This window comes from Leisingera sp. JC1 (assembly GCF_001679925.1).
Taxonomy (GTDB): domain Bacteria; phylum Pseudomonadota; class Alphaproteobacteria; order Rhodobacterales; family Rhodobacteraceae; genus Leisingera.
Genome location: NZ_LYUZ01000094.1, coordinates 1 through 23,397, shown reverse-complemented (window position 1 = coordinate 23,397; position 23,397 = coordinate 1). Strand labels below are relative to the sequence as shown.

Annotated in this window: 22 protein-coding genes and 1 pseudogene; 15 read left to right on the top strand and 8 right to left on the bottom strand. The window is 63.8% G+C overall.

Annotation, left to right across the window (positions count from 1 at the left end; translation table 11 throughout):
• Positions 1 to 2 precede the first annotated feature (2 nt).
• A complete protein-coding gene (gene dnaE / locus A9D60_RS14210; RefSeq protein WP_065268202.1) occupies positions 3 to 3,515 on the bottom strand; it encodes a DNA polymerase III subunit alpha in 3,513 nt (1,170 codons plus the stop codon).
• A gap of 636 nt (positions 3,516 to 4,151) precedes the next feature.
• Here dnaE and A9D60_RS14205 point away from each other — a divergent pair.
• From A9D60_RS14205 to A9D60_RS14185, 5 genes are all read left to right on the top strand, one after another.
• On the top strand, positions 4,152 to 5,669 hold the full coding sequence (locus A9D60_RS14205) for an ABC transporter ATP-binding protein (protein WP_065268201.1): 1,518 nt from the start codon (positions 4,152 to 4,154) through the stop codon (positions 5,667 to 5,669).
• Positions 5,670 to 5,838: 169 nt separating this feature from the next.
• Positions 5,839 to 6,921, top strand: a complete 1,083-nt coding sequence (locus A9D60_RS14200) for an ABC transporter permease (RefSeq protein ID WP_065268200.1) — start codon at positions 5,839 to 5,841, stop codon at positions 6,919 to 6,921.
• A gap of 1 nt (position 6,922) precedes the next feature.
• The gene (locus tag A9D60_RS14195; protein WP_065268199.1) at positions 6,923 to 7,843 is read left to right on the top strand and encodes an ABC transporter permease; all 921 of its coding nucleotides are present in this window, start codon (positions 6,923 to 6,925) and stop codon (positions 7,841 to 7,843) included.
• A 59-nt stretch (positions 7,844 to 7,902) separates the two neighbouring features.
• Positions 7,903 to 8,976, top strand: a complete 1,074-nt coding sequence (locus A9D60_RS14190) for a BMP family ABC transporter substrate-binding protein (protein ID WP_065268198.1) — start codon at positions 7,903 to 7,905, stop codon at positions 8,974 to 8,976.
• A gap of 127 nt (positions 8,977 to 9,103) precedes the next feature.
• A complete protein-coding gene (locus A9D60_RS14185; RefSeq protein ID WP_368072347.1) occupies positions 9,104 to 9,511 on the top strand; it encodes a VOC family protein in 408 nt (135 codons plus the stop codon).
• A 66-nt stretch (positions 9,512 to 9,577) separates the two neighbouring features.
• On the opposite strand, the gene A9D60_RS14180 is transcribed toward A9D60_RS14185, so the two are convergent.
• Both A9D60_RS14180 and A9D60_RS14175 read right to left on the bottom strand, forming a co-directional pair.
• Positions 9,578 to 10,813, bottom strand: coding sequence for an HlyD family secretion protein (locus A9D60_RS14180; protein ID WP_065268196.1), 1,236 nt, complete (start codon positions 10,811 to 10,813; stop codon positions 9,578 to 9,580).
• A gap of 3 nt (positions 10,814 to 10,816) precedes the next feature.
• Positions 10,817 to 11,266: a hypothetical protein gene (locus A9D60_RS14175; protein WP_065268195.1), complete on the bottom strand. Its 450-nt coding sequence runs from the start codon at positions 11,264 to 11,266 to the stop codon at positions 10,817 to 10,819.
• 137 nt (positions 11,267 to 11,403) lie between these two features.
• Between A9D60_RS14175 and A9D60_RS14170 the strand changes: the two genes are divergently transcribed.
• Genes A9D60_RS14170 through A9D60_RS14160 form a run of 3 tightly spaced genes read left to right on the top strand, consistent with a single transcriptional unit; the run spans position 11,404 to position 14,088 of the window.
• On the top strand, positions 11,404 to 12,366 hold the full coding sequence (locus tag A9D60_RS14170; protein ID WP_065268194.1) for an aldo/keto reductase: 963 nt from the start codon (positions 11,404 to 11,406) through the stop codon (positions 12,364 to 12,366).
• A 4-nt stretch (positions 12,367 to 12,370) separates the two neighbouring features.
• Positions 12,371 to 13,441, top strand: coding sequence for an NAD(P)/FAD-dependent oxidoreductase (locus tag A9D60_RS14165; protein WP_065268193.1), 1,071 nt, complete (start codon positions 12,371 to 12,373; stop codon positions 13,439 to 13,441).
• Positions 13,441 to 14,088 (top strand): DUF938 domain-containing protein, encoded by a 648-nt coding sequence (locus A9D60_RS14160; protein WP_065268192.1) that lies wholly within the window; start codon positions 13,441 to 13,443, stop codon positions 14,086 to 14,088. Before A9D60_RS14165 ends, A9D60_RS14160 begins: the two co-directional genes overlap by 1 nt.
• Positions 14,089 to 14,117: 29 nt before the next feature.
• Here the strand turns inward: A9D60_RS14160 and A9D60_RS14155 are convergent, their stop codons facing one another.
• Positions 14,118 to 14,720 carry a hypothetical protein gene (locus tag A9D60_RS14155; protein ID WP_065268191.1) on the bottom strand — a complete coding sequence of 201 codons (603 nt, stop codon included), beginning with the start codon at positions 14,718 to 14,720 and terminating at the stop codon, positions 14,118 to 14,120.
• Between the two features lie 65 nt (positions 14,721 to 14,785).
• A complete protein-coding gene (locus tag A9D60_RS14150; protein WP_254656698.1) occupies positions 14,786 to 15,637 on the bottom strand; it encodes a LysR family transcriptional regulator in 852 nt (283 codons plus the stop codon).
• Positions 15,638 to 15,736: 99 nt separating this feature from the next.
• Between A9D60_RS14150 and A9D60_RS14145 the strand changes: the two genes are divergently transcribed.
• Together A9D60_RS14145 and A9D60_RS14140 are read left to right on the top strand one after the other, a co-directional pair.
• Positions 15,737 to 16,327, top strand: a complete 591-nt coding sequence (locus A9D60_RS14145) for an HD domain-containing protein (RefSeq protein ID WP_065268189.1) — start codon at positions 15,737 to 15,739, stop codon at positions 16,325 to 16,327.
• Between the two features lie 177 nt (positions 16,328 to 16,504).
• Positions 16,505 to 16,942: a lipocalin-like domain-containing protein gene (locus tag A9D60_RS14140; RefSeq protein WP_065268188.1), complete on the top strand. Its 438-nt coding sequence runs from the start codon at positions 16,505 to 16,507 to the stop codon at positions 16,940 to 16,942.
• A 59-nt stretch (positions 16,943 to 17,001) separates the two neighbouring features.
• On the opposite strand, the gene A9D60_RS14135 is transcribed toward A9D60_RS14140, so the two are convergent.
• Positions 17,002 to 17,913, bottom strand: coding sequence for a LytTR family DNA-binding domain-containing protein (locus tag A9D60_RS14135; RefSeq protein WP_141117926.1), 912 nt, complete (start codon positions 17,911 to 17,913; stop codon positions 17,002 to 17,004).
• A 181-nt stretch (positions 17,914 to 18,094) separates the two neighbouring features.
• On the opposite strand from A9D60_RS14135, the gene A9D60_RS26610 reads away from it, so the two are divergent.
• Positions 18,095 to 18,271, top strand: coding sequence for a hypothetical protein (locus A9D60_RS26610; protein WP_175392966.1), 177 nt, complete (start codon positions 18,095 to 18,097; stop codon positions 18,269 to 18,271).
• Positions 18,272 to 18,641: 370 nt separating this feature from the next.
• On the opposite strand, the gene A9D60_RS14130 is transcribed toward A9D60_RS26610, so the two are convergent.
• Positions 18,642 to 19,535, bottom strand: coding sequence for a LysR family transcriptional regulator (locus A9D60_RS14130; protein ID WP_065268186.1), 894 nt, complete (start codon positions 19,533 to 19,535; stop codon positions 18,642 to 18,644).
• A gap of 111 nt (positions 19,536 to 19,646) precedes the next feature.
• Between A9D60_RS14130 and A9D60_RS14125 the strand changes: the two genes are divergently transcribed.
• On the top strand, positions 19,647 to 20,270 hold the full coding sequence (locus A9D60_RS14125) for an FMN-dependent NADH-azoreductase (protein WP_065268185.1): 624 nt from the start codon (positions 19,647 to 19,649) through the stop codon (positions 20,268 to 20,270).
• A 138-nt stretch (positions 20,271 to 20,408) separates the two neighbouring features.
• Here A9D60_RS14125 and A9D60_RS14120 read toward each other — a convergent pair whose 3' ends face one another.
• Positions 20,409 to 20,999: a class I SAM-dependent DNA methyltransferase gene (locus A9D60_RS14120; protein ID WP_065268184.1), complete on the bottom strand. Its 591-nt coding sequence runs from the start codon at positions 20,997 to 20,999 to the stop codon at positions 20,409 to 20,411.
• A gap of 237 nt (positions 21,000 to 21,236) precedes the next feature.
• On the opposite strand from A9D60_RS14120, the gene A9D60_RS14115 reads away from it, so the two are divergent.
• The 3 genes and pseudogenes from A9D60_RS14115 to A9D60_RS14105 form a co-directional block, all read left to right on the top strand.
• Complete coding sequence (locus tag A9D60_RS14115; protein WP_065268183.1) at positions 21,237 to 21,653, top strand: VOC family protein; 417 nt, start codon at positions 21,237 to 21,239, stop codon at positions 21,651 to 21,653.
• A 680-nt stretch (positions 21,654 to 22,333) separates the two neighbouring features.
• Positions 22,334 to 22,514 (top strand): annotated as a pseudogene (locus A9D60_RS14110) (transposase); the annotation flags it as partial.
• A 13-nt stretch (positions 22,515 to 22,527) separates the two neighbouring features.
• The coding region (locus tag A9D60_RS14105; protein ID WP_065268181.1) for an IS5 family transposase at positions 22,528 to 23,397 on the top strand (870 nt) is incomplete at its 3' end.

Here is a 23,397-nt window from a genome sequence, read left to right as displayed (position 1 = left end):
CCTCAAATCTCCTCCACATCCATCACCCCGTCGAGCGACTTCAGCGCGCCCTTGATCTGCGGGTTGATCGGGAAGGGTTGGCCCAGATCCATCTCCACATCGCCGGGCAGGCCGGGATCCTGCAGGTACATGTAAACCTCGCCGCGCGACGCATTGCGGGCCGCCGCCTTGGCGTCCTCCAGCACCTGCGCAACGGTGCCGACGGCCGCCGCATCGCTCAGGTACACACGCAAGGAACTGCGCCCTGCGTCAGCAATGGCGCTGTCCACCGGCCCGACCGAGCGCACCAGCAGTTTCAGCTGGTCGCTCTCCATCGTCGCCTCGGCGGTGATCACCACCTTGGCGCCGGTCTCCAGAAACTCGCGGCTCTTCTCCAGCACCTCGGAGAACAGCGTCACCTCATAAGCGCCGGAGGGATCGCTGAGCTGTGCAAAGGCAAAGCGGTTGCCGCGGGCGGATTTACGCTCCTGCCGGCCGGCCACAACGCCGCCCATCTTGGCCATGAACGGCCCGCGTTCGGCCTTGGCTGTCACCTCGTCCAGTGTCATCACCTTCTTGCGCTTCAGCGCGGGCATGTAATCGTCCAGCGGGTGGCCCGACAGGTAGAACCCGATCGCCTTGAATTCCTCAGACAGGCGCTCGGCCGGCAGCCAGTCCGGAACCGACGGCAGCCGCGGCTCCGGCAGGTCCTCACCCGCTTCGCCGAACAGCGACACCTGGCTGGAATTGCGTTGGTCATGCACTGCGGCGGAGTAATCCACCAGCGCGCCCAGGCTCTCAAACACCCGGCGGCGGTTGCTGTCCAGCTGGTCAAAGGCCCCTGCCCGCGCCAGCATCTCCAGCGGCCGCTTGCCGACTTTCTTCAGGTTCACCCGGCGGGCAAAGTCGTAGACGTTGACAAAGGGACGCTCGCGGCCGTCCTCGTTTCGTGCCTTGGCCACCAGCCGCATCACGTCCAGGCCGACATTCTTCAGCGCGCCCAGCGCATAAACCAGCTCACCGTTCACCACGTTGAACGTCGCCAGCGAGCGGTTGATGCAGGGCGGCACGTATTTGAGCCCCAGCCCTTTTTTCACTTCCTCGAAGTAGATCGCCAGCTTATCCGTCAGATGGATATCGCAGTTCATGACGCCGGCCATGAACTCCACCGGGTGGTTCGCCTTGAGCCAGCCGGTCTGGTAGGACACCACCGCATAGGCCGCGGCGTGGGATTTGTTGAAGCCGTAGTTGGCGAATTTCTCCAACAGGTCGAAAACCTCGGAAGCCTTCTTCTTGTCGACCCCGTTTTCCGCCGCGCCCTTTTCGAACTTCGGGCGTTCTGCGTCCATCGCCTCCTTGATCTTCTTACCCATCGCCCGGCGCAAAAGGTCGGCGCCGCCAAGGGTATAGTTCGCCATCACCTGGGCGATCTGCATCACCTGCTCCTGGTAGACGATGATGCCCTGGGTTTCCTCCAGGATATGATCGATCAGCGGGTGAACCGAAGTGATCTCGCGCTGGCCGTTCTTCACCTCGCAGTAAACCGGGATGTTTTCCATCGGACCGGGGCGGTACAGCGCCACCAGCGCCACGATGTCCTCGATACAGGTGGGCTTCATGCGCTTCAGCGCATCCATCATGCCGGTGGATTCCACCTGGAACACCGCCACCGTCTTGGCGCGGGAATAGAGGTCGTAGGTGACCTTGTCGTCCAGCGGAATGGCGTTGATCTGGTTCTCCGCGCCCTCCGGCGGTTCGTACAGCCGGGTACCGTCCTCGGCGATATGCAGGTCGCGGCCCGACTGGAAGATCAGGTCCATAGCGTTCTGAATGACGGTCAGGGTCTTGAGGCCGAGGAAGTCGAACTTCACCAGCCCGGCCTGTTCCACCCATTTCATATTGAACTGGGTGGCCGGCATATCCGAGCGCGGATCGCGGTAAAGCGGCACCAGCGCATCCAGCGGCCGGTCGCCGATCACCACGCCTGCGGCGTGGGTGCCAGCGGAACGCAGCAGGCCTTCCACCTGCTGGCCATAGGTCAGCAGCCGGTCCACCACCGGCTCGTTGCGAGCCTCCTCGCTCAGGCGCGGCTCTTCCTTCAGCGCGTCGGCAATGGACATCGGCTTCACGCCCTCGACCGGGATCAGCTTCGACAGCCGGTCCACCTGTCCATAGGGCATCTGCAAGACCCGCCCCATGTCGCGCACCGCCGCCTTGGACAGAAGCGCGCCAAAGGTGATGATCTGCCCCACCTTGTCGCGACCGTATTTCTCCTGCACGTATTTGATGACCTCCTCGCGCCGGTCCATGCAGAAGTCGATATCGAAGTCGGGCATCGACACCCGTTCCGGGTTCAGGAAGCGTTCGAACAGCAAGCTGTAGCGCAGCGGGTCAAGGTCGGTAATCGTCAACGCATAGGCCACCAAAGAGCCCGCACCAGAGCCCCGCCCCGGCCCCACCGGAATGTCGTGGTCCTTGGCCCATTGGATAAAGTCGGCAACGATCAGGAAGTAGCCGGGGAAGCCCATGCCCTCGATGATGCCCAGCTCGAAATCGAGCCGCTCCTGGTATTCATCGACGCTCACCGCATGCGGGATCACCGCCAGGCGCTGCTGCAGGCCCTCGTTGGCGATGCGGCGCAGTTCGGCCACCTCGTCATCGGCGAACTTCGGCAGGATCGGGTCGCGCCGGTACGCCATGAAGGCGCAGCGCTTGGCGATCTCCACCGTGTTTTCAATCGCCTCCGGCAGGTCGGCAAACAGCGCAACCATCTCCTCCTGGCTTTTGAAATAATGCTGCGCGGTCAGCCGCCGGCGCGGCTCCACCTGATCGACATAGGCGCCCTCGGCGATACAGATCATGGCGTCATGCGCCTCGAACATCTCGGTGTTCGGGAAATATACATCGTTGGTGGCGACCAGCGGCAGGTCCATGGCATAGGCCATCTCCACATGGCCGCGCTCGGTTTGCTTCTCCGCCTCCGGTTGGCCGTGCTCACCCGGATGGCGCTGCAGCTCGACATACAGGCGGTTCGGGAAGACCGCCTTAAGCCGCTGCATCAGTGCCTCCSCCGCCGGCCGCTGCCCCATCTGCAGCAGCCGCCCCACCGGCCCGTCCGGCCCGCCGCTGAGACAGATCACGTCACCGGCGTTCTCTTCCAGCTCCTCCAGCGTCACATGCGGCAGCTCGCCCCCCTGCCGCAGATACAGGCAGGAGTTCAGCTTCATCAGATGCTCATAGCCCGCCTCGCTCTGCGCCAGCAGCACCAGCGGCGCGGGCGGTTTGGGTCGTTCGCCTGGCGCCGGTTCAGTGAACCGCAGGTCCACCTGGCAGCCAATGATCGGCTGCACCCCGGCGCCGCTTGCCGACACCGAGAACTCCAGCGCCGAGAACAGGTTGTTGGTGTCCGTGACCGCAATCGCGGGCATCTCGTGCTTCTTGCAGAGGTCCGGCAGCTTCTTCAGCCGCACGGCGCCTTCCAGCAGCGAGTATTCGGTATGGGTGCGCAGGTGAATGAATCGGGGAGAGCTTGTCATGGCGCCACGCTATCTTATTGACACGCAGAGGTGAAAGAGCGATCTGTGCGCTGAACACCTGCCAAAACCGGTGCGGTGGGCACTGCATTTTATCCGTTTTGTTGAAACTCTTTCGCATCCAGCGCGTAAAGCCTTCGCAAATTTGCGGATAAAACGCATAAAAATTAACGGCCTACCCGCAAGCACCGCAATTTTCTTGCTTTACAGAATACTGCAGCGCAGCACCGGTTTTCCTTGCTTTGGCAACAGACCGCTCCCTAGGCTGCTGACAGCAAGCAATAAAACAGCCCGCTTTCCTCTCTGCGCCGCATCGAGGGGACGGCACACCGGGTCAACAGGGTAAAGCGGCGGTATCGGGAAGATGCGAAACTCGCAATGCAATGTGGGTCAGCTTGACCTGTGCCCAGGGCCGATGCAGCCCGGCGCACACAGCACTGCTGCCATTCCATCCAGGTTCCCGGCCGCCATACCCCTGAAATCGCAGGGCATTTGCCCAAACACTATTCCCATGGCGGAAAACCGGCAGTATCCCTTGGCGGCACTGCAAACGGGCATCCGCAATGAAACGGATACCGGGATGCCCGCCGCGGCGGCGGCTGACTGGGGGATCAGAACAATGAAAGAGGACCGGCGCACGTGACTGTACCACTGTTGAGCCTTCAGGGCCTGACCAAGGCCTACCCCGGAGTGGTGGCAAATGACACCGTCTCCTTTGACATCGGCGAGGGCGAAGTACATGCCCTGCTGGGCGAAAACGGCGCCGGCAAGTCGACCCTGGTCAAGATGATCTACGGGTTGGTGAAACCCGACAGCGGCAAGATGCTGCTGCGCGGCCAGCCTTATGAGCCCGCTGAGCCGCGCCAGGCGCGGGCTGACGGCATCGCCATGGTGTTCCAGCACTTTTCGCTGTTCGACGCGCTCAACGTGGCCGAAAACATCGCGCTCGGCATGGAAAACCCGCCCGAGATGCGCGACCTCGCCGCCCGCATCCGCGAGGTGTCGGAAACCTACGGCCTGCCGCTCGACCCTTACCGCACCGTCGGCGACTTGTCGGCAGGCGAGCGCCAGCGGGTCGAGATCATCCGCTGCCTGCTGCAGGACCCCAAACTGCTGATCATGGATGAGCCGACCTCGGTCCTCACCCCGCAGGAGGTGGAGATCCTGTTCAAGACCCTGCAGAAACTGCAGTCCGAGGGCACCTCGATCCTCTATATCTCCCACAAGCTGGAGGAAATCCGCACGCTGTGCGACCACGCCACCATCCTGCGGCTGGGCAAGAACGTCGGCGAATGCACCCCGTCTGAGACCTCCGCCCGCGACATGGCGGAGATGATGGTCGGCAGCACCCTGCAGACCCCCGAACGCGGCAGCCGCGAGTTCGGCGCCGTGGCAATGGACATCTCCGGCCTGTCGGTGCCGGCGCCCTCGGCCTTCGGCACCGCGCTCAAGAACGTGCATCTGACCGTGCGCAAGGGTGAGATCCTCGGCATCGGCGGTGTGGCCGGCAACGGCCAGGACGAACTGCTTGGTGTGCTGTCGGGCGAAACCCTGACAGAGGCCGACGCGGTGAAGCTGCACGGGGAACCGATCGGCAAGCTCGGCCCCACCGCGCGGCGCAGGCTCGGCGTGCTGGCCGCGCCGGAGGAACGCCTCGGCCACGCCGCCGCCCCGGACATGAGTCTGACCGAAAACGCCATGCTCACCGGCTCGGTGCGCGAAGGGCTGGAGAAGAACGGTTTTCTGGATTGGGGCGCCACCAAGGACTTTGCCGAGCGAATCATCAAGGCGTTTGACGTCCGCACCCCCGGGCCCGGCAATGCAGCGCGGTCTCTGTCCGGCGGCAACCTGCAGAAATTCGTGATCGGGCGGGAAGTGCTGCAGGACCCCGACGTGCTGGTGGTGAACCAGCCGACCTGGGGCGTCGATGCCGCCGCCGCCGCCGCCATCCGCCAGTCGCTGCTTGACCTGGCCGCCAAGGGCGCCGCGGTGATCTGCATCAGCCAGGACCTGGATGAGCTGATGGAAATCTCCGACAGCTTTGCCGCCCTGAACGAAGGCCGCCTCAGCGCCCCGCGCGAGGCCGCGGGCCTGACGGTGGACGAGATCGGCCTGATGATGGGCGGCGCCCACGGCATGGAGGTGGCGCATGTCTAACCCGCCGGCTCACGCCAAGGGCAGCACCCGGCCCGGCGGGGTGGAAGCGAGGCGCCCGCCGCGTGGGGGGCGCAACGGGCGCAGCCCGGCCTACGGCCAGGCAGGGGAGTCCATTCTGCACAGTCTGAAAACTGAAGAAACAAAAATTTTGAAACAGGGAGCCGTCTGAATGATCCGGCTTGAGAAAAGACCGCAGCCGTCGCGCGCCTGGTCGATGGCCACGCCGCTGGTGGCGGTGATTGCCACCATGATCGTCGGCGGCCTGCTGTTCGCGGCACTCGGAAAACCGCCGGTTGAGGCGATCCGCACTATTTTCTGGGAACCGCTGTTCGGCGAGTTCGCCTTCTACTACCGCCCGCAACTGCTGGTGAAGGGCGCGCCGCTGGTGCTGATCGCCATCGGCCTCAGCCTCGGCTTCCGCGCGGGCATCTGGAACATCGGCGCCGAGGGCCAGTACATCATGGGCGCCATCTTCGGCGCCGGGGCCGGCCTTGCCTTCTACCCCTCCGAATCCTTCCTGATCTTCCCCTTCATGGTCATCGCCGGCGCATTCGGCGGCTGGATCTGGGCAATGATCCCGGCGGTGCTGAAAACCCGCTTCGGCACCAATGAAATCCTGGTCTCGCTGATGCTGGTCTACGTGGCCGAGCAGTTCCTCGCCTCGGTCTCGCTGGGCCTGTTGAAGAACCCCGAAGGCTTCGGCTTCCCTGGCTCCCGCAACCTGCAGTCCTGGGATGCCGCCCATAACGCCGAGCTGATCGCAGGCACCGGCATGCACTGGGGCGTGGTGGCGGCGCTGATTGCGGTGATCTTTGCCTATGTTCTGCTGAACCGCCACATGACCGGCTACCACATCCGCCTGACCGGCGAGGCGCCCCGCGCAGCCAAATTCGCCGGTGTGAACCCTACCCGCCTGGTGCTGTTCTGCCTTGGCACCTCCGGCGCGCTGGCAGGTCTTGCCGGCCTGTTTGAGGTCTCCGGCCCCTCCGGCCAGATCAGCATCGACTTCAACGTGGGCTACGGCTTCACCGCGATCATCGTGGCCTTCCTGGGCCGCCTGCACCCCGTCGGCATCCTGCTGGCCGGCGGGCTGATGGCGCTGACCTATATTGGCGGCGACATCGCGCAGTCGAACCTGCAGCTGCCTGCAGCCGCCATTCAGGTCTTCCAGGGGATGCTGCTGTTCTTCCTGCTGGCCTTCGACCTGCTCACCAATTTCCGCATCGCAATCGGCAAGCCGGAGGTGGCGTAACATGGATCTTTCTGCAATCAACCCGGTCCTGCTCATCGCCTCGCTGATGGTGGCGGCGACTCCGCTGCTGCTGGCGGCCATTGGCGAACTGGTAGTCGAAAAGGCCGGCGTCCTGAACCTCGGGGTCGAGGGAATGATGATCGTCGGCGCCATCGCAGGCTTTGCCACCGCGGTGGAAAGCGGCTCGCCCTTCCTCGGCTTCATCGCCGCCGCCATCGCTGGCGCGGCGCTGTCGATCCTGTTTGCCATCCTCACCCAGTTTGCCCAGGCCAACCAGGTCGCCTCCGGCCTGTCGCTGACGCTGTTCGGGCTGGGTCTGTCGGCGCTGATGGGGCAGTCCTATGTCGGCATCAAGCCGCCGCAGATGGGCGACATCCACATCCCGGTCCTGAGCGACCTGCCAGTCGTCGGCCCGATCCTGTTCGGCCATGACATCATCCTCTACTTCGGCATCGCTTTGACCGCCGCGGTCTGGTGGGTGCTGAAATATTCCCGCCTCGGCCTAGTGCTGCGCGCGGTGGGGGAAAACCACGACGCCGCCCACGCGCTGGGATACAAAGTGCTGAAAATCCGCCTGCTGGCGATCATGTTCGGCGGCGCCTGCGCGGGCCTTGGCGGCGCCTACATCAGCCTGATCCGCGTCCCGCAATGGACCGAGGGCATGACCGCCGGCATCGGCTGGATCGCGCTGGCGCTGGTGGTGTTTGCCAGCTGGAAACCCTGGCGCGCACTGCTGGGTGCCTATCTCTTCGGCGGCGTCACCGTGGTGCAGCTCAATCTGCAGGCAGCAGGCGTTGCCATTCCGGTCGAGTATCTGGCAATGTCGCCCTATCTGATTACAATCATTGTGCTTGTTATCCTTTCGGCGGACAAAAGCAGCGCACCTGCCTCGCTTGGCCGCAACTTCCACGCCTCCCGCTAGACGGGGGGCTTTTCACTGCCCCCTGCCCGGGGCCAAAAGATCAAACTGGGGAGAACCTGATGAAACTGACCAACCTTCTGACCAGCGCCGCCGTGGCGCTCGGCCTGGCCGCAGGCGCGGCGATGGCCGACACCACCAAAGTGGGCTTTGTCTATGTCGGCCCCGTCGGCGACGGCGGCTGGACCTATGAGCACGACCAGGGCCGCAAGGCGGTTGAAGCCGAGTTCGGCGACCAGGTCGAAACCGTCTATGTGGAAAACGTCGCCGAAGGCCCGGACGCCGAACGCGTGATGACCCAGATGGCGCTGGAAGGCGCTGACCTGATCTTCACCACCTCCTTTGGCTACATGGACCCGACCATCAACGTTGCCAAGAAATTCCCGAACGTGAAGTTTGAGCACGCCACCGGCTACAAGCGCGCCGACAACGTCTCGACCTATTCCGCCCGCTTCTATGAGGGCCGCGCGGTGCAGGGCACCATTGCGGGCCACATGACCGAGAGCAACATCGTCGGCTACATCGGCTCCTACCCGATCCCGGAAGTGATCCGCGGCATCAACTCCGCCTATCTCCACGCCAAGAAGGTGAACCCCGACGTCCAGTTCAAGATCGTCTGGGCCTTCACCTGGTTCGACCCGGCGAAAGAGGCCGACGCTGCCAAGGTGCTGATCGAACAGGGCGCTGACGTGATCCTGCAGCACACCGACTCCACCGCGCCGCAGGCCGCCGCACAGGCCGCAGGCAACGTGATCACCTTCGGCCAGGCCTCCGACATGTCGGAATACGCGCCGAAACCGCGGGTCTCCTCGATCATCGACAACTGGGCGCCCTACTACGTCGCCCGCACCAAGGCCGTGATCGACGGCACCTGGGAGTCGGTTGACACCTGGGACGGCATCGGCGCCGGCATGGTTGGCATCGGCGAGATTTCCGACGCGGTTCCGGCCGAGGTGAAAGAAGCCGCGCTGGCAATCAAGGACGCGCAAGCCAACGGCACCTACCACGCCTTCACCGGCCCGATTAACAAGCAGGACGGCTCCGCCTGGCTGGCAGAGGGCGAAACGGCCGATGACGGCACCCTGGCCGGCATGAACTTCTATGTCGAAGGCATCGAAGGCGACATCCCGCAGTAAGCGGCTCCTCCTATGACACTCAAAGGCCCGCCACTTGGCGGGCCTTTTTTTGTTGCCGCAAAACGTCTGATCTCAGCAAAGCCTGCTGACACACCTTGTCACTGCCCTGATGTACTCCCCGCTCCACATGCCCGCGGGAATCTGCACGCGGCGCGCTCAAGCACTTTGGAGAACACTCTTGAAACTCAATTACTTCGTTGTCGGTACAAACAACATGGACGCCGCAGTCAAATTCTATGACGCGCTTTTTGAAAACCAGGGATTCACCCAGGTCCGGCCCAGTGGCCGCATGACCTACTGGCTGAAGGACGATTTCGCCTTTGCCGCCGCCCTCCCCTTTGACGGCGCACCTGCCAGCAATGGCAACGGAACCATGGCGGGCTTCAGCCTCGGCTCCGCTGAAGAAGCCGCCCGGCTGCACCAGAAGGCGATCGAACTGGGCGGCACCTGCGAAGGCGCACCGGGGCAGCGCGGGCCGCGGTTCTCGGCCTATGTGCGGGACCTGGACGGCAACAAGCTCTGTTTCGCGGACTGAGCACTCTACAATGGCAAAAGGCGGACACGCGGGCCCGCCTTTCCTACTCTCTCGGCAAGACTTGCCTCAGTGGCCTGACAGCACCAGCGTCTGCACCGGCATCAGCAGAAGGCGCAGCCGCAGGCCCGCCGCATGCACGACCCCGATGGTGTCCACCACATGCAGGAACGCCCACTCAGCGGTGCCGATGCTGTCGTCATGCTCCAGCCGCTCATGGTTGCTGGTATAGACATTGGCCAGGCAATTGCTGCCCGGCGGCAGCGCCTCGGCAGTGCCCTCGTAAAGCGGCTCCATGAACACGGTGATGGTGCCGGGCGCCCGCATGTTGCTCAAATCGCGCAGCTCATCCGTCGGGCGCAGCTGGCCAGTGGCGATCACATCCTGCACCTCGACCACAACCATCGGGATCACCGTGAAGGGTTTGGTCATGCAGCCGATCTCACCGATCATGCCAGGCTTGATCACCTGTGCCGACATCTGATTGAACCCCGCCTGGAAGCGGTTCCTGCCAGAGGCCAGCGGCACCAGAATGCCCGCTGGACGCAGCACCGGGCTGACATAGTCGCCGGGCTGCAGCGCGAACTGTTCCACCCTGCCGTCGACACCAGCACTGATCAGCGTTTTGTCCAGTTCCGCCTGCGCCAGCTGCAGCTGCGCTTCGGCACTGGCCATCTGGGCCGGGATCAGCACCTCGATCTGCTGCTCCACTGCCGCTTTCTGCGCCTGCGCTGCCTCAACCGAGGCCGCACGCTGGTCCACCAGATTTTCCAGCCGCTCGATCTCAGCCGGGCGCACCGCACTGGAGCCCTGATCACGCAGTGTCTGGTTGCGCTCCAGATCGTCGCGCGCTTGCGCCAGCGCCGCCTGCGCCTGGGCAATGCCCGCGTCCGCCTGGGCCAGATCGGTATCGGCCAGCTTGCGCGAGGCCTCCACCTGGGCAATCGCCGCCCGAGCGGATTCCAGCGCTGCCTTCTGCGAAAGCCCCTCCAGCCTCAGGATCGGATCGCCCGCCTTCACCTCCTGGTTGTTGACGACATAGACCTCGGCCACCCGCCCGCCGACCTGCGGCAGGATGGTGACAGTGCGGAAGTAGGAGGCCACCGTATTGGTCGCCGGATGGAAGTAGAACAGCGTGGTCAGCACCATCAGGGTCAGCATCACGCAGGCCGTCAGGCCCCAGCGCAGCTCGTACCAGATGGAAAACAGTGTCAGCTCCTGACCAACCCGCTTGCCCTGCACAAAGCGGCGGAACAGGAAGTCGGGCAGGATGGTGACCAGCGCGCACAGAAGTGTCTCAATCATGGTTCAGTGCCCTTCTGCCACGGGTTCGCCTTGCACGGGCGCAGGCGCGTCCGGTTTCTCCGGCTGCGGATCGGGATCGCCACCGCCCTGCACCGCGGGCGGCTCAGGCTCCCGCCCCAGGCCGCGCACCGCATCGGCAATGGACCTGAGCGGTGCCGCCAGATCCGGGATCTGGAAGCCCGCCATCAGGATCGCAGCCACCCAGAAGATATTGTTGTGGGTGAACAACGCCAGCAGCGCCAGAATGCCGACCAGCTGGAACTGCGGGTGATTGCTCTTGTGCGCCATCTTCTCCGGCAGCGCGTGCAGAGTGAAATAAGCAACCCCGATCAGCAGGATCAGGGTGATGGTAAACACCGCCATGAAGGTAAAAAGGAAATCGCTTCCGTCCGCTGCAGTGACATAAGAAGGAATATGCCCCGCAGCCATCGGATGTGCATTGGGCGTGGTCATCGTCCGTCCCCCGTTTGAATTTCTTTTCTTGAACTGCATCCGATAGTTGCACTGCCCGGCCCGTTGACCAAGCATTTTGTCTGGCCGGCGCCGGAATTGCCCTTTGCCTGCCCTTCCTTGCGTGCCACTCTCCCGCCATGACACAGAGCCCGCGCACGCCCCTAACCAGCCCTGATGGCACCCCCGCCAGCCGCTTTGCCTTTGGCTGCATGCAGTTCGGCGGCCGCGCTTCCTCGGCGCAGTCGGCAGAGATGTACGCCGCCTGCCGCGCCGCAGGTATCACCCATTTCGACACCGCTTGGGTCTATACAGATGGCAGCTCGGAACAGATCCTCGGCCGCCTCATCAAGGCAGAGCGGGAGCAGCTTCTGATTGCCACCAAGGCCGGTTACGAGGGCGGCGCCGGCGCCGCCAACCTGCGCACCCAATTGGACGAAAGCCGCCGCCGGCTGGATCTGGACATGGTCGATGTCTTCTACCTGCACCGCTTCGACCCGCACACCGACCTGCGCGAAACCATGGACTGTTTCGCGGCACTGAAGGCAGAGGGCCTGATCCGCTATGCGGCGCTGTCGAACTTTGCCGCCTGGCAGGTGATGAAGGCACAAATCGCAGGCCTCGCCTCCGGCCTTTCCATCGACGTGCTGCAGCCGATGTATTCGCTGGTGAAACGCCAGGCAGAGGTGGAAATCCTGCCGATGTGCGCCGACCAAGGCATCACCGCGGTGCCCTATTCGCCCCTGGGCGGCGGACTGCTGACTGGAAAATACGCCGCTGGCGGCACCGGCCGCATCACCGAGGACAAGGGTTATGGCATCCGCTACAGCCCGGCCGCCATGCACGAAACGGCCACTGCGCTGACAGAGCTTGCAGCGCAGCGCAGCACCCACTCCGCCACCCTCGCCGTGGCCTGGGCCGCTGCCCATCCTTCCGCGCCGGTGCCGATCATCTCTGCCCGCAATGCGGAACAGCTTCAGCCCTCGCTGGCAGCGCTGGACTGCGCGATGGACGCAGACCTCTACCGCGCGATTGAGGCACTCAGCCCGCGGCCTGCCCCCGCCACCGACCGGCTGGAAGAACAACAAGACGACAAGGACTAGACCCATGCAGGATTTCATCGTCATCGGCGGCGGCATGGCCGGCACCAGCGCCGCTGCCCGGCTTGCGCAGCTGGGCAGCGTCACCCTGCTGGAGATGGAGGACGCGCTTGGCTACCACTCCTCCGGCCGCTCCGCCGCGCTGTTTGAGGAAAACTACGGCCACGGCCCCACCATCGACCTGAACCGCGCCAGCGCCGCGCACCTGCGCGAAAACGGCTACCTGTCGCCGCGCGGGCTGATGCTGGTCGGAGCCAAGGACGAAGGCGATCTCTTTGCACGCGACGTGGATGAACTGGGCATGGCCACGCTGGAGCTGGACGAGGCCCGCGCCATGGTGCCGATCCTGAACCCGGAGACCGTCGGCTTCACCGCCATCAGCGGCGCGGCAGAGGATATCGACACCGACCGGATGCTGCAGGACTTCGCCAAATCCCTGCGCGCCGCAGGCGGGCAGACTGTGACGAAGGCCCCGGTGACTGCGGTCACCCGTACTGCAGACGGCTGGCAGGTCACCGCGGGCGGCGAAGCTTATGAGGCACGCAATCTGGTCAACGCCGCGGGAGCCTGGGCCGATAAAGTCGCGGCGCTGGCCGGGGTGGCCGCTATCGGCCTGCAGCCTAAGCGCCGCTCTATGGCCCGGCTGCCTGCCCCCGGCGGCCATGATGTCAGCGGCTGGCCAATGCTGATTGGTGCAGGCGAGACCTGGTACGCCAAACCCGACGCCGGCAAGCTGCTGGTCTCCCCCGCCGATGCCGATCCGGTGGAACCGCATGACGCCTATGCCGACGACATGGTGCTGGCTGAGGGGCTGGCGCGCTACGAGGAAATGGTGACAGAGCCTGTCACGCGGGTCGAAAGCAACTTTGCCGGGCTGCGCAGTTTTGTCGCTGACGGCACCCTGGTGCTGGGGCCGGACCCGGATCAGCCGGATTTCATCTGGTGCGCCGGTCAGGGCGGCTACGGCATCATGACCGCCCCCGCCGCCTCGCAATTGATTGCCGATCTGGTGGCTGGCCATGCGCCGGGGCTGGATGCCGCCACCGTCACCGCGCTGTCGCCCGCACGGCTGCGCTGATGCCGGTGCGCTCCGTTCCCGGCGCGGCCTCTGTCGCGGAACCGCAGGGCCGCAAGCTGTTTGCCCCCTCCGCCGCCCGCAACAGCAGCGCCATCTGCGATCTTCTTGCTGATGCGGCCCCTCCGCAGGGCTGTGCCCTGGAACTCGCCAGCGGCACCGGCCAGCATGTGATTGAATACGCGGCCCGCCTGCCCGGCCTGATGTGGCAGCCATCGGAGGTAGACACCATCCGCCGCGCCAGCATCCAGGCCTATGCCGATGAGGCAGCCCTGACCAATATCGCCCCGCCTATCGATCTGGACGCCACCGCCCCCGGCTGGGGCGCGGATCATGCAGGCCAGGACCTGATCGTGCTGGTGAACCTGCTGCATCTGATCAGCGAAGGCGAGGCCCGCACCCTGATCCGCGAGGCCGCTGCCGCCCTCGCCCCCGGCGGGCGTTTTGTCATCTACGGCCCCTTCATGCGCGGCGGAGACCTCATCAGCGAAGGCGACCGCGCCTTCCATGCCGCCATCACCGAGCATGATCCTGAGACCGGCTACAAGGATGATACCGATGTGATTGGCTGGCTGCACGCCGCCGGACTGGAGCTGGTTCAGGCAGTGGAAATGCCCGCCAACAACCTGGCGCTGGTTAGCCAGAAATAGCGCCACAAGGGGTTTACTATAGCAGCGGTTTAGAACCCGACTTGGAAGGACCAGTTTTCGACGACCTGATACGTTTCCCTACTTCCGTGTACAGCTGACTTCCCACGCAGTGTCGCGCCGAAGCATCCCTCAGTCACACTCAAGGCTCTGGATCTTTCAATTTCCATTGCCAAACCGTCCCACAAGCACGGGGCGAAGTTGCCGGGATAGATGAAACTCTCTTCATCCGCGGGATCGTATTCCACAATGTCACCGATACGGACAAACAGCAGTTTTTGATATCCGAACAGATTCCGGAAGACGTTTTTGCGGACCAGCACGGCTTCACTGTCGTCACTGCAAGGCTCCCCGCACAATTCTCGCGGCCCTTCAATTTTTTCGAGCTGAGACCAGTTCAGAACTACAAACAACTGAACCGCCGCTTGCCCAAGCTCTCCCTCATAAAACGCAGTTCGCCTATGGAGCTGGATTCCAGCCTGCTCAGGGTCCACGCCCCCGTACACCGCTTCCGGCGCCCCGAGCAGTTTGACCGGTCGACCGGCCCACAGAAAACTCCCGTACCAAAGTACTGCGAATATCGTGCAGCCAAGCACTAACTTCTTCTGCGGAATTCCGAAAATGCGTTTTGTCATAAGAACTCCTTGAAACACGCCGAAATTGCGCAGACACCCCTCTGGTGTCAACGGTCTCACAATCTTCAGCCGCCGCCTCGCACTTCCTGCAGCCCCTGCACCACCTGGTGGATATGCTCCCGCGCCGGATTGTCGGGCAGATAGAGCACCCGGCAGCTCAGATGGATCTCCGGCGCGTCCTCCACCGCGTGCAGCGTCCCTGCCGCCAGCGCCTCTGCTGCCATATAGGCCGGGAAGTACCCCATGCCGCCGCGTTTCTGCAGATAGCGCAGCCCCATCAGCGCATTGCCCAGCACGATGTGCTGGCGGCTGCGGGCGGGCAGAACATCGTGCAGCTGCGCATCGTACTCCGCGCCGAATTCCAGGTTGATGAACAGGGGCAGCGCATCCTGCCCCAGCTGCAGGGGACGGTCCGCGACCAGCGTCAGCCGCTCCGGCGGCAGTTCCTCCGCCGCCAGCCGGGTGCCCGCGGGCACCTCGTTCACGATCGCCACGTCCAGCAGCCGCCGCGCCACCGCCTCGCCCATGTTCATCGCGTGATCATAGTTCAGCGTGAAGGGCACCGTGCCTTGCACCTCCTCCAGCCACACAGCCACATCGACCAGCAGCGGATCCCAGACCGACAGCTGCGCCCCCAGCCGCAGCGGCACCTGCCCCTGCAGGCTCGCCTTCAGATCGCCGGAGACAAACTCCCATGTCCGCATCATCTGCTCGGCATAGGGCAGGAACTGCCGCCCCGCCGCGCTCAGCCTTGTGCCGCCGGGTCCGCGGTCAAACAGCGGCGTGCCCAAGCTGTCCTCCAGCGCCTTGATCCGGGCGCTGACCGCGGTCTGGGTCACATTGAGCGCCCGCGCCGCGCCGTGAAAACTGCCCGCGGTCTCGATCGCCAGAAAGGTTTTGAACGCACTGATCTGCATAGTGATCATTATTTATGCTCAGATTGAGCAAATCAATTCGTTTTCCTGCTCACACCGAAATCGCTACCCTGCCAGCAGATCAACCAAAGGACCCGCGCCATGCTGGACAAAAGCCACAAGCCAACCTGGACCAGTTTCGAAGACGCCACCGCCGCCGACTGGGCTGCGGTGGAGAAATACGAGGAAGCCTACAACGCCGCCCTGCCGGACCGCATCCTCGACGCCATCCGCTCATTGGACGAGGACTGGACCCCCTACCCAGTTAACCGCTACCAGCACAGCCTGCAGGCCGCGACCCGCGCCTGGGAGGACGGCGCCGATGACGAGATCATCGTGGCCGCCCTGGTGCACGACACCGGCGACATCCTGTCCCCCTACAACCACGGCGAGCTGTCTGCGGCGATGATGAAGCCCTATGTCAGCGAGAAGACCTACTGGATCCTCAAGCACCACTGCGTGTTCCAGGGCTTCTACTACAACCACCACTTCGGCGGCGACCGCAACGCCCGCGACAAATACCGCGACAGCCCCCATTGGGAGGACTGCCGGTATTTCTGCGAAAAATACGACCAATGCGCCTTTGACCCGGAATATCCGACCAAGCCGCTGGAGTTCTTCGAGCCGATCCTGCGCAAGGTGCTGTCGCGCGGCTGGGGCCACATGGAGCTGGCTGAAACCGCCGAGGGCTGACACGCCGGGCGCTGCCGCCCTGTATCCCTTTCCTGGCCTGGTCCAGGCTGCGCCCCTTCCGGCTCCCCCCAGCCGGAAGGGGCGCTGTCATTCGCGTGACCCCCGCGCAGGCCCGGCTAGGGGATCCACCCGGTTTCTGGCATACTGGCGCTCTCTGCCGCATGGAGGATGACCGCAATGCCGGATGCCAGCGCGCTGATCGGATCCTGGCGCATGATCTCGTGGACCCGCACCTCTGCCGCCACCGGGGAAACCGTGGACGCTCTCGGCCCGTCTCCCATCGGCTATATCGCCTATCACCCGGACGGGCGGATGATGGCCACCGTGTTCCGGCGCGACCGGATAAGCCAGAGCGGCGAGGGCTGGAGCACAGAGGAGAAAGCGGCGCTGTTCGACGATATGCTGGCCTATGTCGCTTCCTACACGCTGGAGGACAACCGGGTGGTCCACCACGTGGAAGGCGCCTGGAACCCGGACTGGGCGGGCGATCTGTCCCGCCCCTTCACCCTGGACGGCGACCGGCTGAGCATCGGCGGCGCGCCGGGTGTGGACCCGGCGACCGGAGAGGACGTGATCTACAACATGGAATTCCGCAAGGTTGGCAGCCAGCCGTAACGGCCCGGCGGCTCACACCCGCTTGCTGCACGTCGCGCGGGCGGACGGCCCGGCCGGAGTCAGCCCTCCCCCGCCTGCCAGGCCTGCATGACTTCCCGCACATGGGCACGGCGACCGCGGGCGACAGGAACTTCCGTGCCATCTGCCAGCAGCAGCACGTCGCTCTGACCGCCGCGCCTCAGCCCTGCAACCGCGTCACGGGCCACCCACCAGGACCGGTGCGGCTGCAGGCCCGCGTCCTGCGGCATCTGCGCAAGAAGATCGGCCAGCCGCCCGCGCAGGGTCAGCTCGCTGTCTCCCGCCGATACCCGCAAGTAGTGCTCCTCTGATTTCACATAGCGCAGCTGCTCCAATGCGAATTTCTGCCCGCCGACAACGACCGCAGTCCCGTTGAGCCCTTCGGCAGCGCCGCGCAACGGCTGAACGGGCTGCTCCGGCACAACCGGCGCGGGCCGCGGTTCCACTGGCGGTTCGCAGCCCGGCCGCTTGCGCCGGTATAAATCCAGCCCCAGTGCCGCGTCCGCCTGCGGCAGGATGAACACGAACATCAAGGTCTCGAAGATATAGCTCAGGGCGATGTTGTAGGGCAGATGCTGCAGCAGGACCCGCCTGCTGAACTCCAGATCTGCAAACCCCGACGCCAGTGCCAGCACCAGGAACGTGACCACCGCCATTGCAGTCGCATTCGGCACCAGCCGCAGCAGCCGTATCCTCCGCCCGCCCGGCGCCAGCGCCAGCCAGCCCAGCAGCACCGCCGCATAGACAGATACAAACGCGGCCACGCAAACCATCCAGATCAGGATGTTGACCTGCAGCGGCATCCCTGCCTCGCGGTATCCATGCGTGTCGAACGCAACCAGCAGCAAGACCACCGCCGCGGCGTATTTCAGAAACACCCCGCTGCGTAAAACCATCATCATTTCATGTACCGTGAACTGCGGCGGTTCACCGAACATGTCAAAAAGCTGCATTTCGCGGCTTTGGAGATTGTCCTTGATCGTCCCCAAACCTATCAGCCCCCCGTTATCAGGTTACCTGTTGATGAGTGGCCGGAGACGGCTTCTTTCCTTGTATTGCCGCACAAAGGAAGCTGTCTCCGCGCTCACCCGTTCACCTTCGTCTATTCCTTTCCCCGTCAATGGCAGATGCAGAATGCGCCAGTTTGTTCCAGCAGATTTCGAGAAGGCCGCCAGCGACCTTGACCGTCTCAAGGAGGTCTATTTCGCAGCCGGCGCAGACCCGGCTGCGCGCGACACCGCCGAAGCGGCCCTGGCCGCGGCCATGCGCTGGATCAGCATTGCTCTGGACAGTTACACGCCCCGGGACTGAACCGCCTGCCCGCGCCACGGCTGAGCCCCGCCGCCGCCCGATAGGCACCAGCCCTGCCGCGGCGGGGCTCCGTTTCTGAGGTCTGAGGCCATTCCAATCCATTCCTTGATCTTAGCCAGAGGCATTCCGGAATGTGAATGGGTAAATACATGTTTTTGCAGGGAAACTGGCAGGTTTTTCCCTCTGGCGGTTTCCACAGATTATGGTAAAATCCGCCACAATCACCCCGCATGTGAAACCATTGTTCTCAGCAGCGCAGTGCTTGCGGAGCACAACAGTGCACCCGGATACGGCGGCACCCTCTGTCAGAACCTTTGCACGTCCCGCGGCCCTTGGGGCACTGAATGCCCCTGCCCACACAGCCCCCAGCTCAACGCCCGGCAAGGCGCGCGGCAAGGAAATCCACGAAAGCGCGCGTTTTCGGCTCCAGCTGGCGCCGTTCGGCATAGACTGCACTGACAGGCGTGCCTGCAGGCAGCGAGGGAAACCCGTCAAGCAGGGCAACAAGACCACCGCGTTCCAGCTCCTTTCCGGCAATCCACTCCGGCAGCATGGCGATCCCGCATCCGGATATGGCCAGCGATTTCAGGAACTCCAGCCCGTTCGCTTGCACCGGCCCGCTGACGGGCACCTCGCAAGGACCGTCCGGCGTGGCAAACCGCCAATGCGTCCGGCCGGCAGACGTGCGGAATGACAGGCACTGGTGCCCAGCCAAATCCAAAGGATGCGCCGGTCTTCCGTGTGCTTTGACGTAAGCCGGGCTGGCGCAGAGCTGCGACCGGCTTTCGAACAGCTTGCGGGCGACCAGGCTGGAATCCTTCAGCTGCCCCATGCGGACCGCAAGGTCGATCCGCCCATCGACCAGGTCGCTGAGAGCTGAAGAAAGCAGCAACCGCACCTTTACCTCCGGATATTCCTGCAGGAACGCGGGCAGCAGCGGTGAAATCAGTGCGACAGCCAGATCCGCCTCCGCGGTCACTGTCAGCACACCGGCGGGCGCACCGGTCATTCGGGCGATGCCGCGGCGGGCCGCCTCCAGCTCTTCAGCAGCCCGGCGCGCATGGCGGTAATACAGCTCGCCCGCCTCTGTCAGGCTTTGCTTACGGGTGGTGCGCTGGAACAGCCGGGCGCCCAGCGCCTGCTCGAGCTGCTGGATCTGGCGCGCCACCGATGACGGCGCGACCCCAAGCACACGCGCCGCGGCTGAGAAACTGCCCTCCTCGACCACGCAGACAAACAGATTGACGCTTCCATCCTGGCTCATTTGTGCAGCTTCCGCATAAATCCTTTGCAATTCAATGCATTTTTGCGAAGCCTGCCCGCCCTCATATTGCTCCTGCGAAAAACACGCATTCCCTCAGACAGGAGACCCGGAATGACCAAACTGCTGTTTATCAAGGCCTCGCCCCGCGGCACCAGCTCAAAGTCCGCTGCGCTCGCCAATGCCTATCTGGCCAGGCTTCAGGAAAGGGCACCAGACCTCGATGTGGACGTGCTGGATCTGTCCGCTGAACCCCTGCCGGATTTCGACGGCAACAAGGTTGCCGCCAAGATGAGCGTGATCACCGGCCAGGAGCACGATGCCTCCCAGCGCACCGCCTGGGACGAAATCACCAGCATGGCCCAGCGTTTCATCAGCGCCGACATCTACCTGATCGCCGCACCAATGTGGAATGGCAGCATTCCCTATAAGTTCAAGCAGTACATCGACCTGATCCACCAGCCCGGCCTGCTCTGGGGGCTGGATCCCGAAACCGGGTACTTCGGCCTGCTGAAAGGCAAACGGGCCGTGCTGGCGCTGACCAGCGGCGCCTACGGGCCGGATATGCCATCGCCTGCCTTCGGCATCGACTACCAGTCCGCCTACTTGAAGTTCTGGCTGAACCAGGCCGGAGTGGAGGACATCGCGGAACTCCGCTTCCAGCCGACGCTGCTGACAGCCGACCCGGAGGCCGGTTTCCAGGCCGCTGCCGCCGAGGCGGCAAAGCTGGCCTCCTGAGGGTTGCGCCGCGCATTGCGCGCCGCCACGGGGGCCAGGCAGGCCGCGCCTGCGGCGCGGCCTGCCTGGCCCAACCGGACCCTGCGGATTTCATATCCGCGGGCGGACGGGCGGGAGCCTCCCGCGCGGCCCTTCAGATCACTTGCGGGAGGCCGTCCCCATCAATACCGGCATGGCCTGGCCGCCGCCGCCCATATCAAACACCTGTTCCACACGGATACCGCCAAGGCCGGCCAGGTGCAGCCCCTCCCGCACCTGTTGCAACGTCAATCCGGAGGCACCCGCGTCGCGCGCCAGCCAGTCCCATTGCACAAACATCCCGCCGCTGTTCAAAAGCCCCGCCAGTTGCGCCACAGCGCCTGGATAGTCCGGCAGGAAGCTGCAGACAGAAGACGCGCAGATCAGGTCAAAGCCCGTGAGCCCCTCCCCGGCCCCGTTGCCGTCCAGGATGTCCGTATGGAGCGCCCTGACATTTGGCAGCGCTTTCCCGGCAAGCACCGCGATCATCCGCTCCGAGGTATCAACGGCTGCAACTTCCTGCACATGCGGAGCCAGTTTCCCGCTCAGCAGCCCTGTGCCGCAGCCGAAATCAAGCACCCGCTTGTCCTGCCAGCCGCCTCCGGTGATGCCTGCATAAGCGTCGAGCGCGGCAAAGGCCCGGTCCGCATAAAGCCGGACATCGCTGTTGCCGTCCCATCCGTCCGCATAGTCGTTCCAATCGCTGCTCATATACCCGCGTGCCCGGCCTTGATGTCTCAGGCCCGGGACCATGGCGGGACGTGCAGGCACCGTCAACAGGAAGCGGCTGGGCGGCAAAGAGTAAGGCGGTCCGCAGGGCGGCGTAAGCCTGCGCTGCCTTTGCCCCAAGGCTGGCAACAGGAACCCGCAGCCCCCAGATGTTGAGCCGGAACCTGTGCCGGTTTACAACCATATTGACGGGCCAGACTTCCGGAAAGGACTCTCAGCATGATTGCCTATGTCACTGTCGGTGCTGATGACATTGCGCGGGCAAAACGGTTCTATTCCGCGCTGCTGCCGGCACTTGGCTACGCGCTGGAGGAGGGGCCCGCGGGATTGAGCTACACGCTGCCAGTTGCACCGGGCCAGTCACCTGTTCTGCCGGATTTCTATGTCAAACCAGCCTTCGACGGGCGCCCGGCCTCAGCCGGAAACGGGTCGATGGTCTCATTCCAGGCCCGCAATCAGCAGCAGGTGCGCGAGCTGCACGCCGCGGCGCTTGCCGCGGGCGGCTCAGACGAAGGCCCGCCAGGGTTCCGCGCCGCCTACGGACCGCGCTTCTATGTCGGCTACCTGCGCGACCCGCAGGGCAACAAGATCGCGTTGTTTTCAAGTGATCCGGACGAGCCGGGACGGGACGGATAGGAGGGGTTTCTGGCCAGTGGAGCTCCCGCGGGCAGACGCGAGATCGGCATGCGAAATAGCATCGTCGCGAACGCAACTTCCTCTATCTGATATCGCTCTCAAAAGAACGGTAGAGACTTTTGCAATTCCTCAACGGCATGTTAACCCCCTAGCCATCACAAAGGAATGCAACACAACTTCGAGCAGTCAAAGGATTATTCGACAAGTTCTTACGCACTACTCAAGGCCAATCATTATCACAGCTACAATCGAGAGAAAGTCAATGAAAACTCAACGCACTGGTGCAGCAATCTTACCAACGCTGGCAGCAACTCTTCTTTTTCTAACTGCGGCACCAAGCCTGAGCGCCACGCCGACCGAACGCTCCTGTGACTTTGTTAACTCCTTTCAGAAAAGCAAGGCTGGCGCGACCAGGGCTTTGCGCAGCATTTTTCACTATGTCGATGAACAAACGCTAAAATCTTTGGACGCGTCAATCAGCGGGCTGCCCGAAAAATTTGAGGATGGGCAGGTCGCCGAAATCGGCAATATTGGCAACCTCTATGTGGAGCATTTTGTTGTTCTCAATTCAGCTGATGTGGGAAGCGTCTATGTTCGGATTGTTTATGAAAAGGGGCATTGTTGCAGAACTCTCTCGTTGGAGGATTCACAACACGAATCCATGGGGTTAGACGGATGTCATGAGCAAGCCCAAGCCCGCCCGCTACCGCACGACGAACTGGTCCGCCTACAACGCTGCGCTCCGCAAGCGCGGGTCTTTGCTGATCTGGCTGGACAAGGAGATGGCCTGGTACGCGCCGCATGAGGGCCGCCCTGGGCGCCCGCCGGTGTTCTCGAATGCGGCGATCCAGTTCTGCTTATNTAGACGGATGTCATGAGCAAGCCCAAGCCCGCCCGCTACCGCACGACGAACTGGTCCGCCTACAACGCTGCGCTCCGCAAGCGCGGGTCTTTGCTGATCTGGCTGGACAAGGAGATGGCCTGGTACGCGCCGCATGAGGGCCGCCCTGGGCGCCCGCCGGTGTTCTCGAATGCGGCGATCCAGTTCTGCTTATCGATCAAGGTGCTGTTCAAGCTGCCGCTCAGACAGACCGCCGGGATGGTCGCCAGTCTGCTGCGGCTCGCGGGGCTGGACTGGCCCGTTCCCGACTATTCGACCTTGAGCCGAAGGCAGAAGACCCTGAAGGTGCAGATCCCTTATCGCCGTGCAGACGGGCCGCTGAACCTGCTTGTCGACAGCACCGGCATCAAGTTCCTCGGAGATGGAGAGTGGCAAGCCCGCAAGCACGGTGTTCAGCGACGCCGCCAATGGCGCAAGGTCCATCTGGCCATGGATACCGCCACATCCGACATCCGCGCGGTCGAGTTCACCTCCAGCCGGGAAGGCGACAGTCCCGTCCTGCCAGAACTTCTGAACCAGATCCCGGACGGCGAAGACATCGGCACCGTGACCGCAGATGGCGCCTACGACACCCGCCGCTGCCACAGTGCCATCATCGCACGCGGTGGCACGGCTATCATCCCGATCCGCAAGAATGGCCGAGCGTGGAAGGAGGATTGCCCAGCCGCCCGGGCCCGCAACGAAACCCTGCGCGCCACACGTCACTACGGCCGGGCGTTCTGGAAACGATGGACGGGATACCACACCCGCAGCCGCGCAGAAGCCAGGATGCGCTGCCTCAAGGCCTTCGGCGAGCGCATCGCCGCGAGAGACCCAGATAGCCAAACCGCTGAAATCCACATC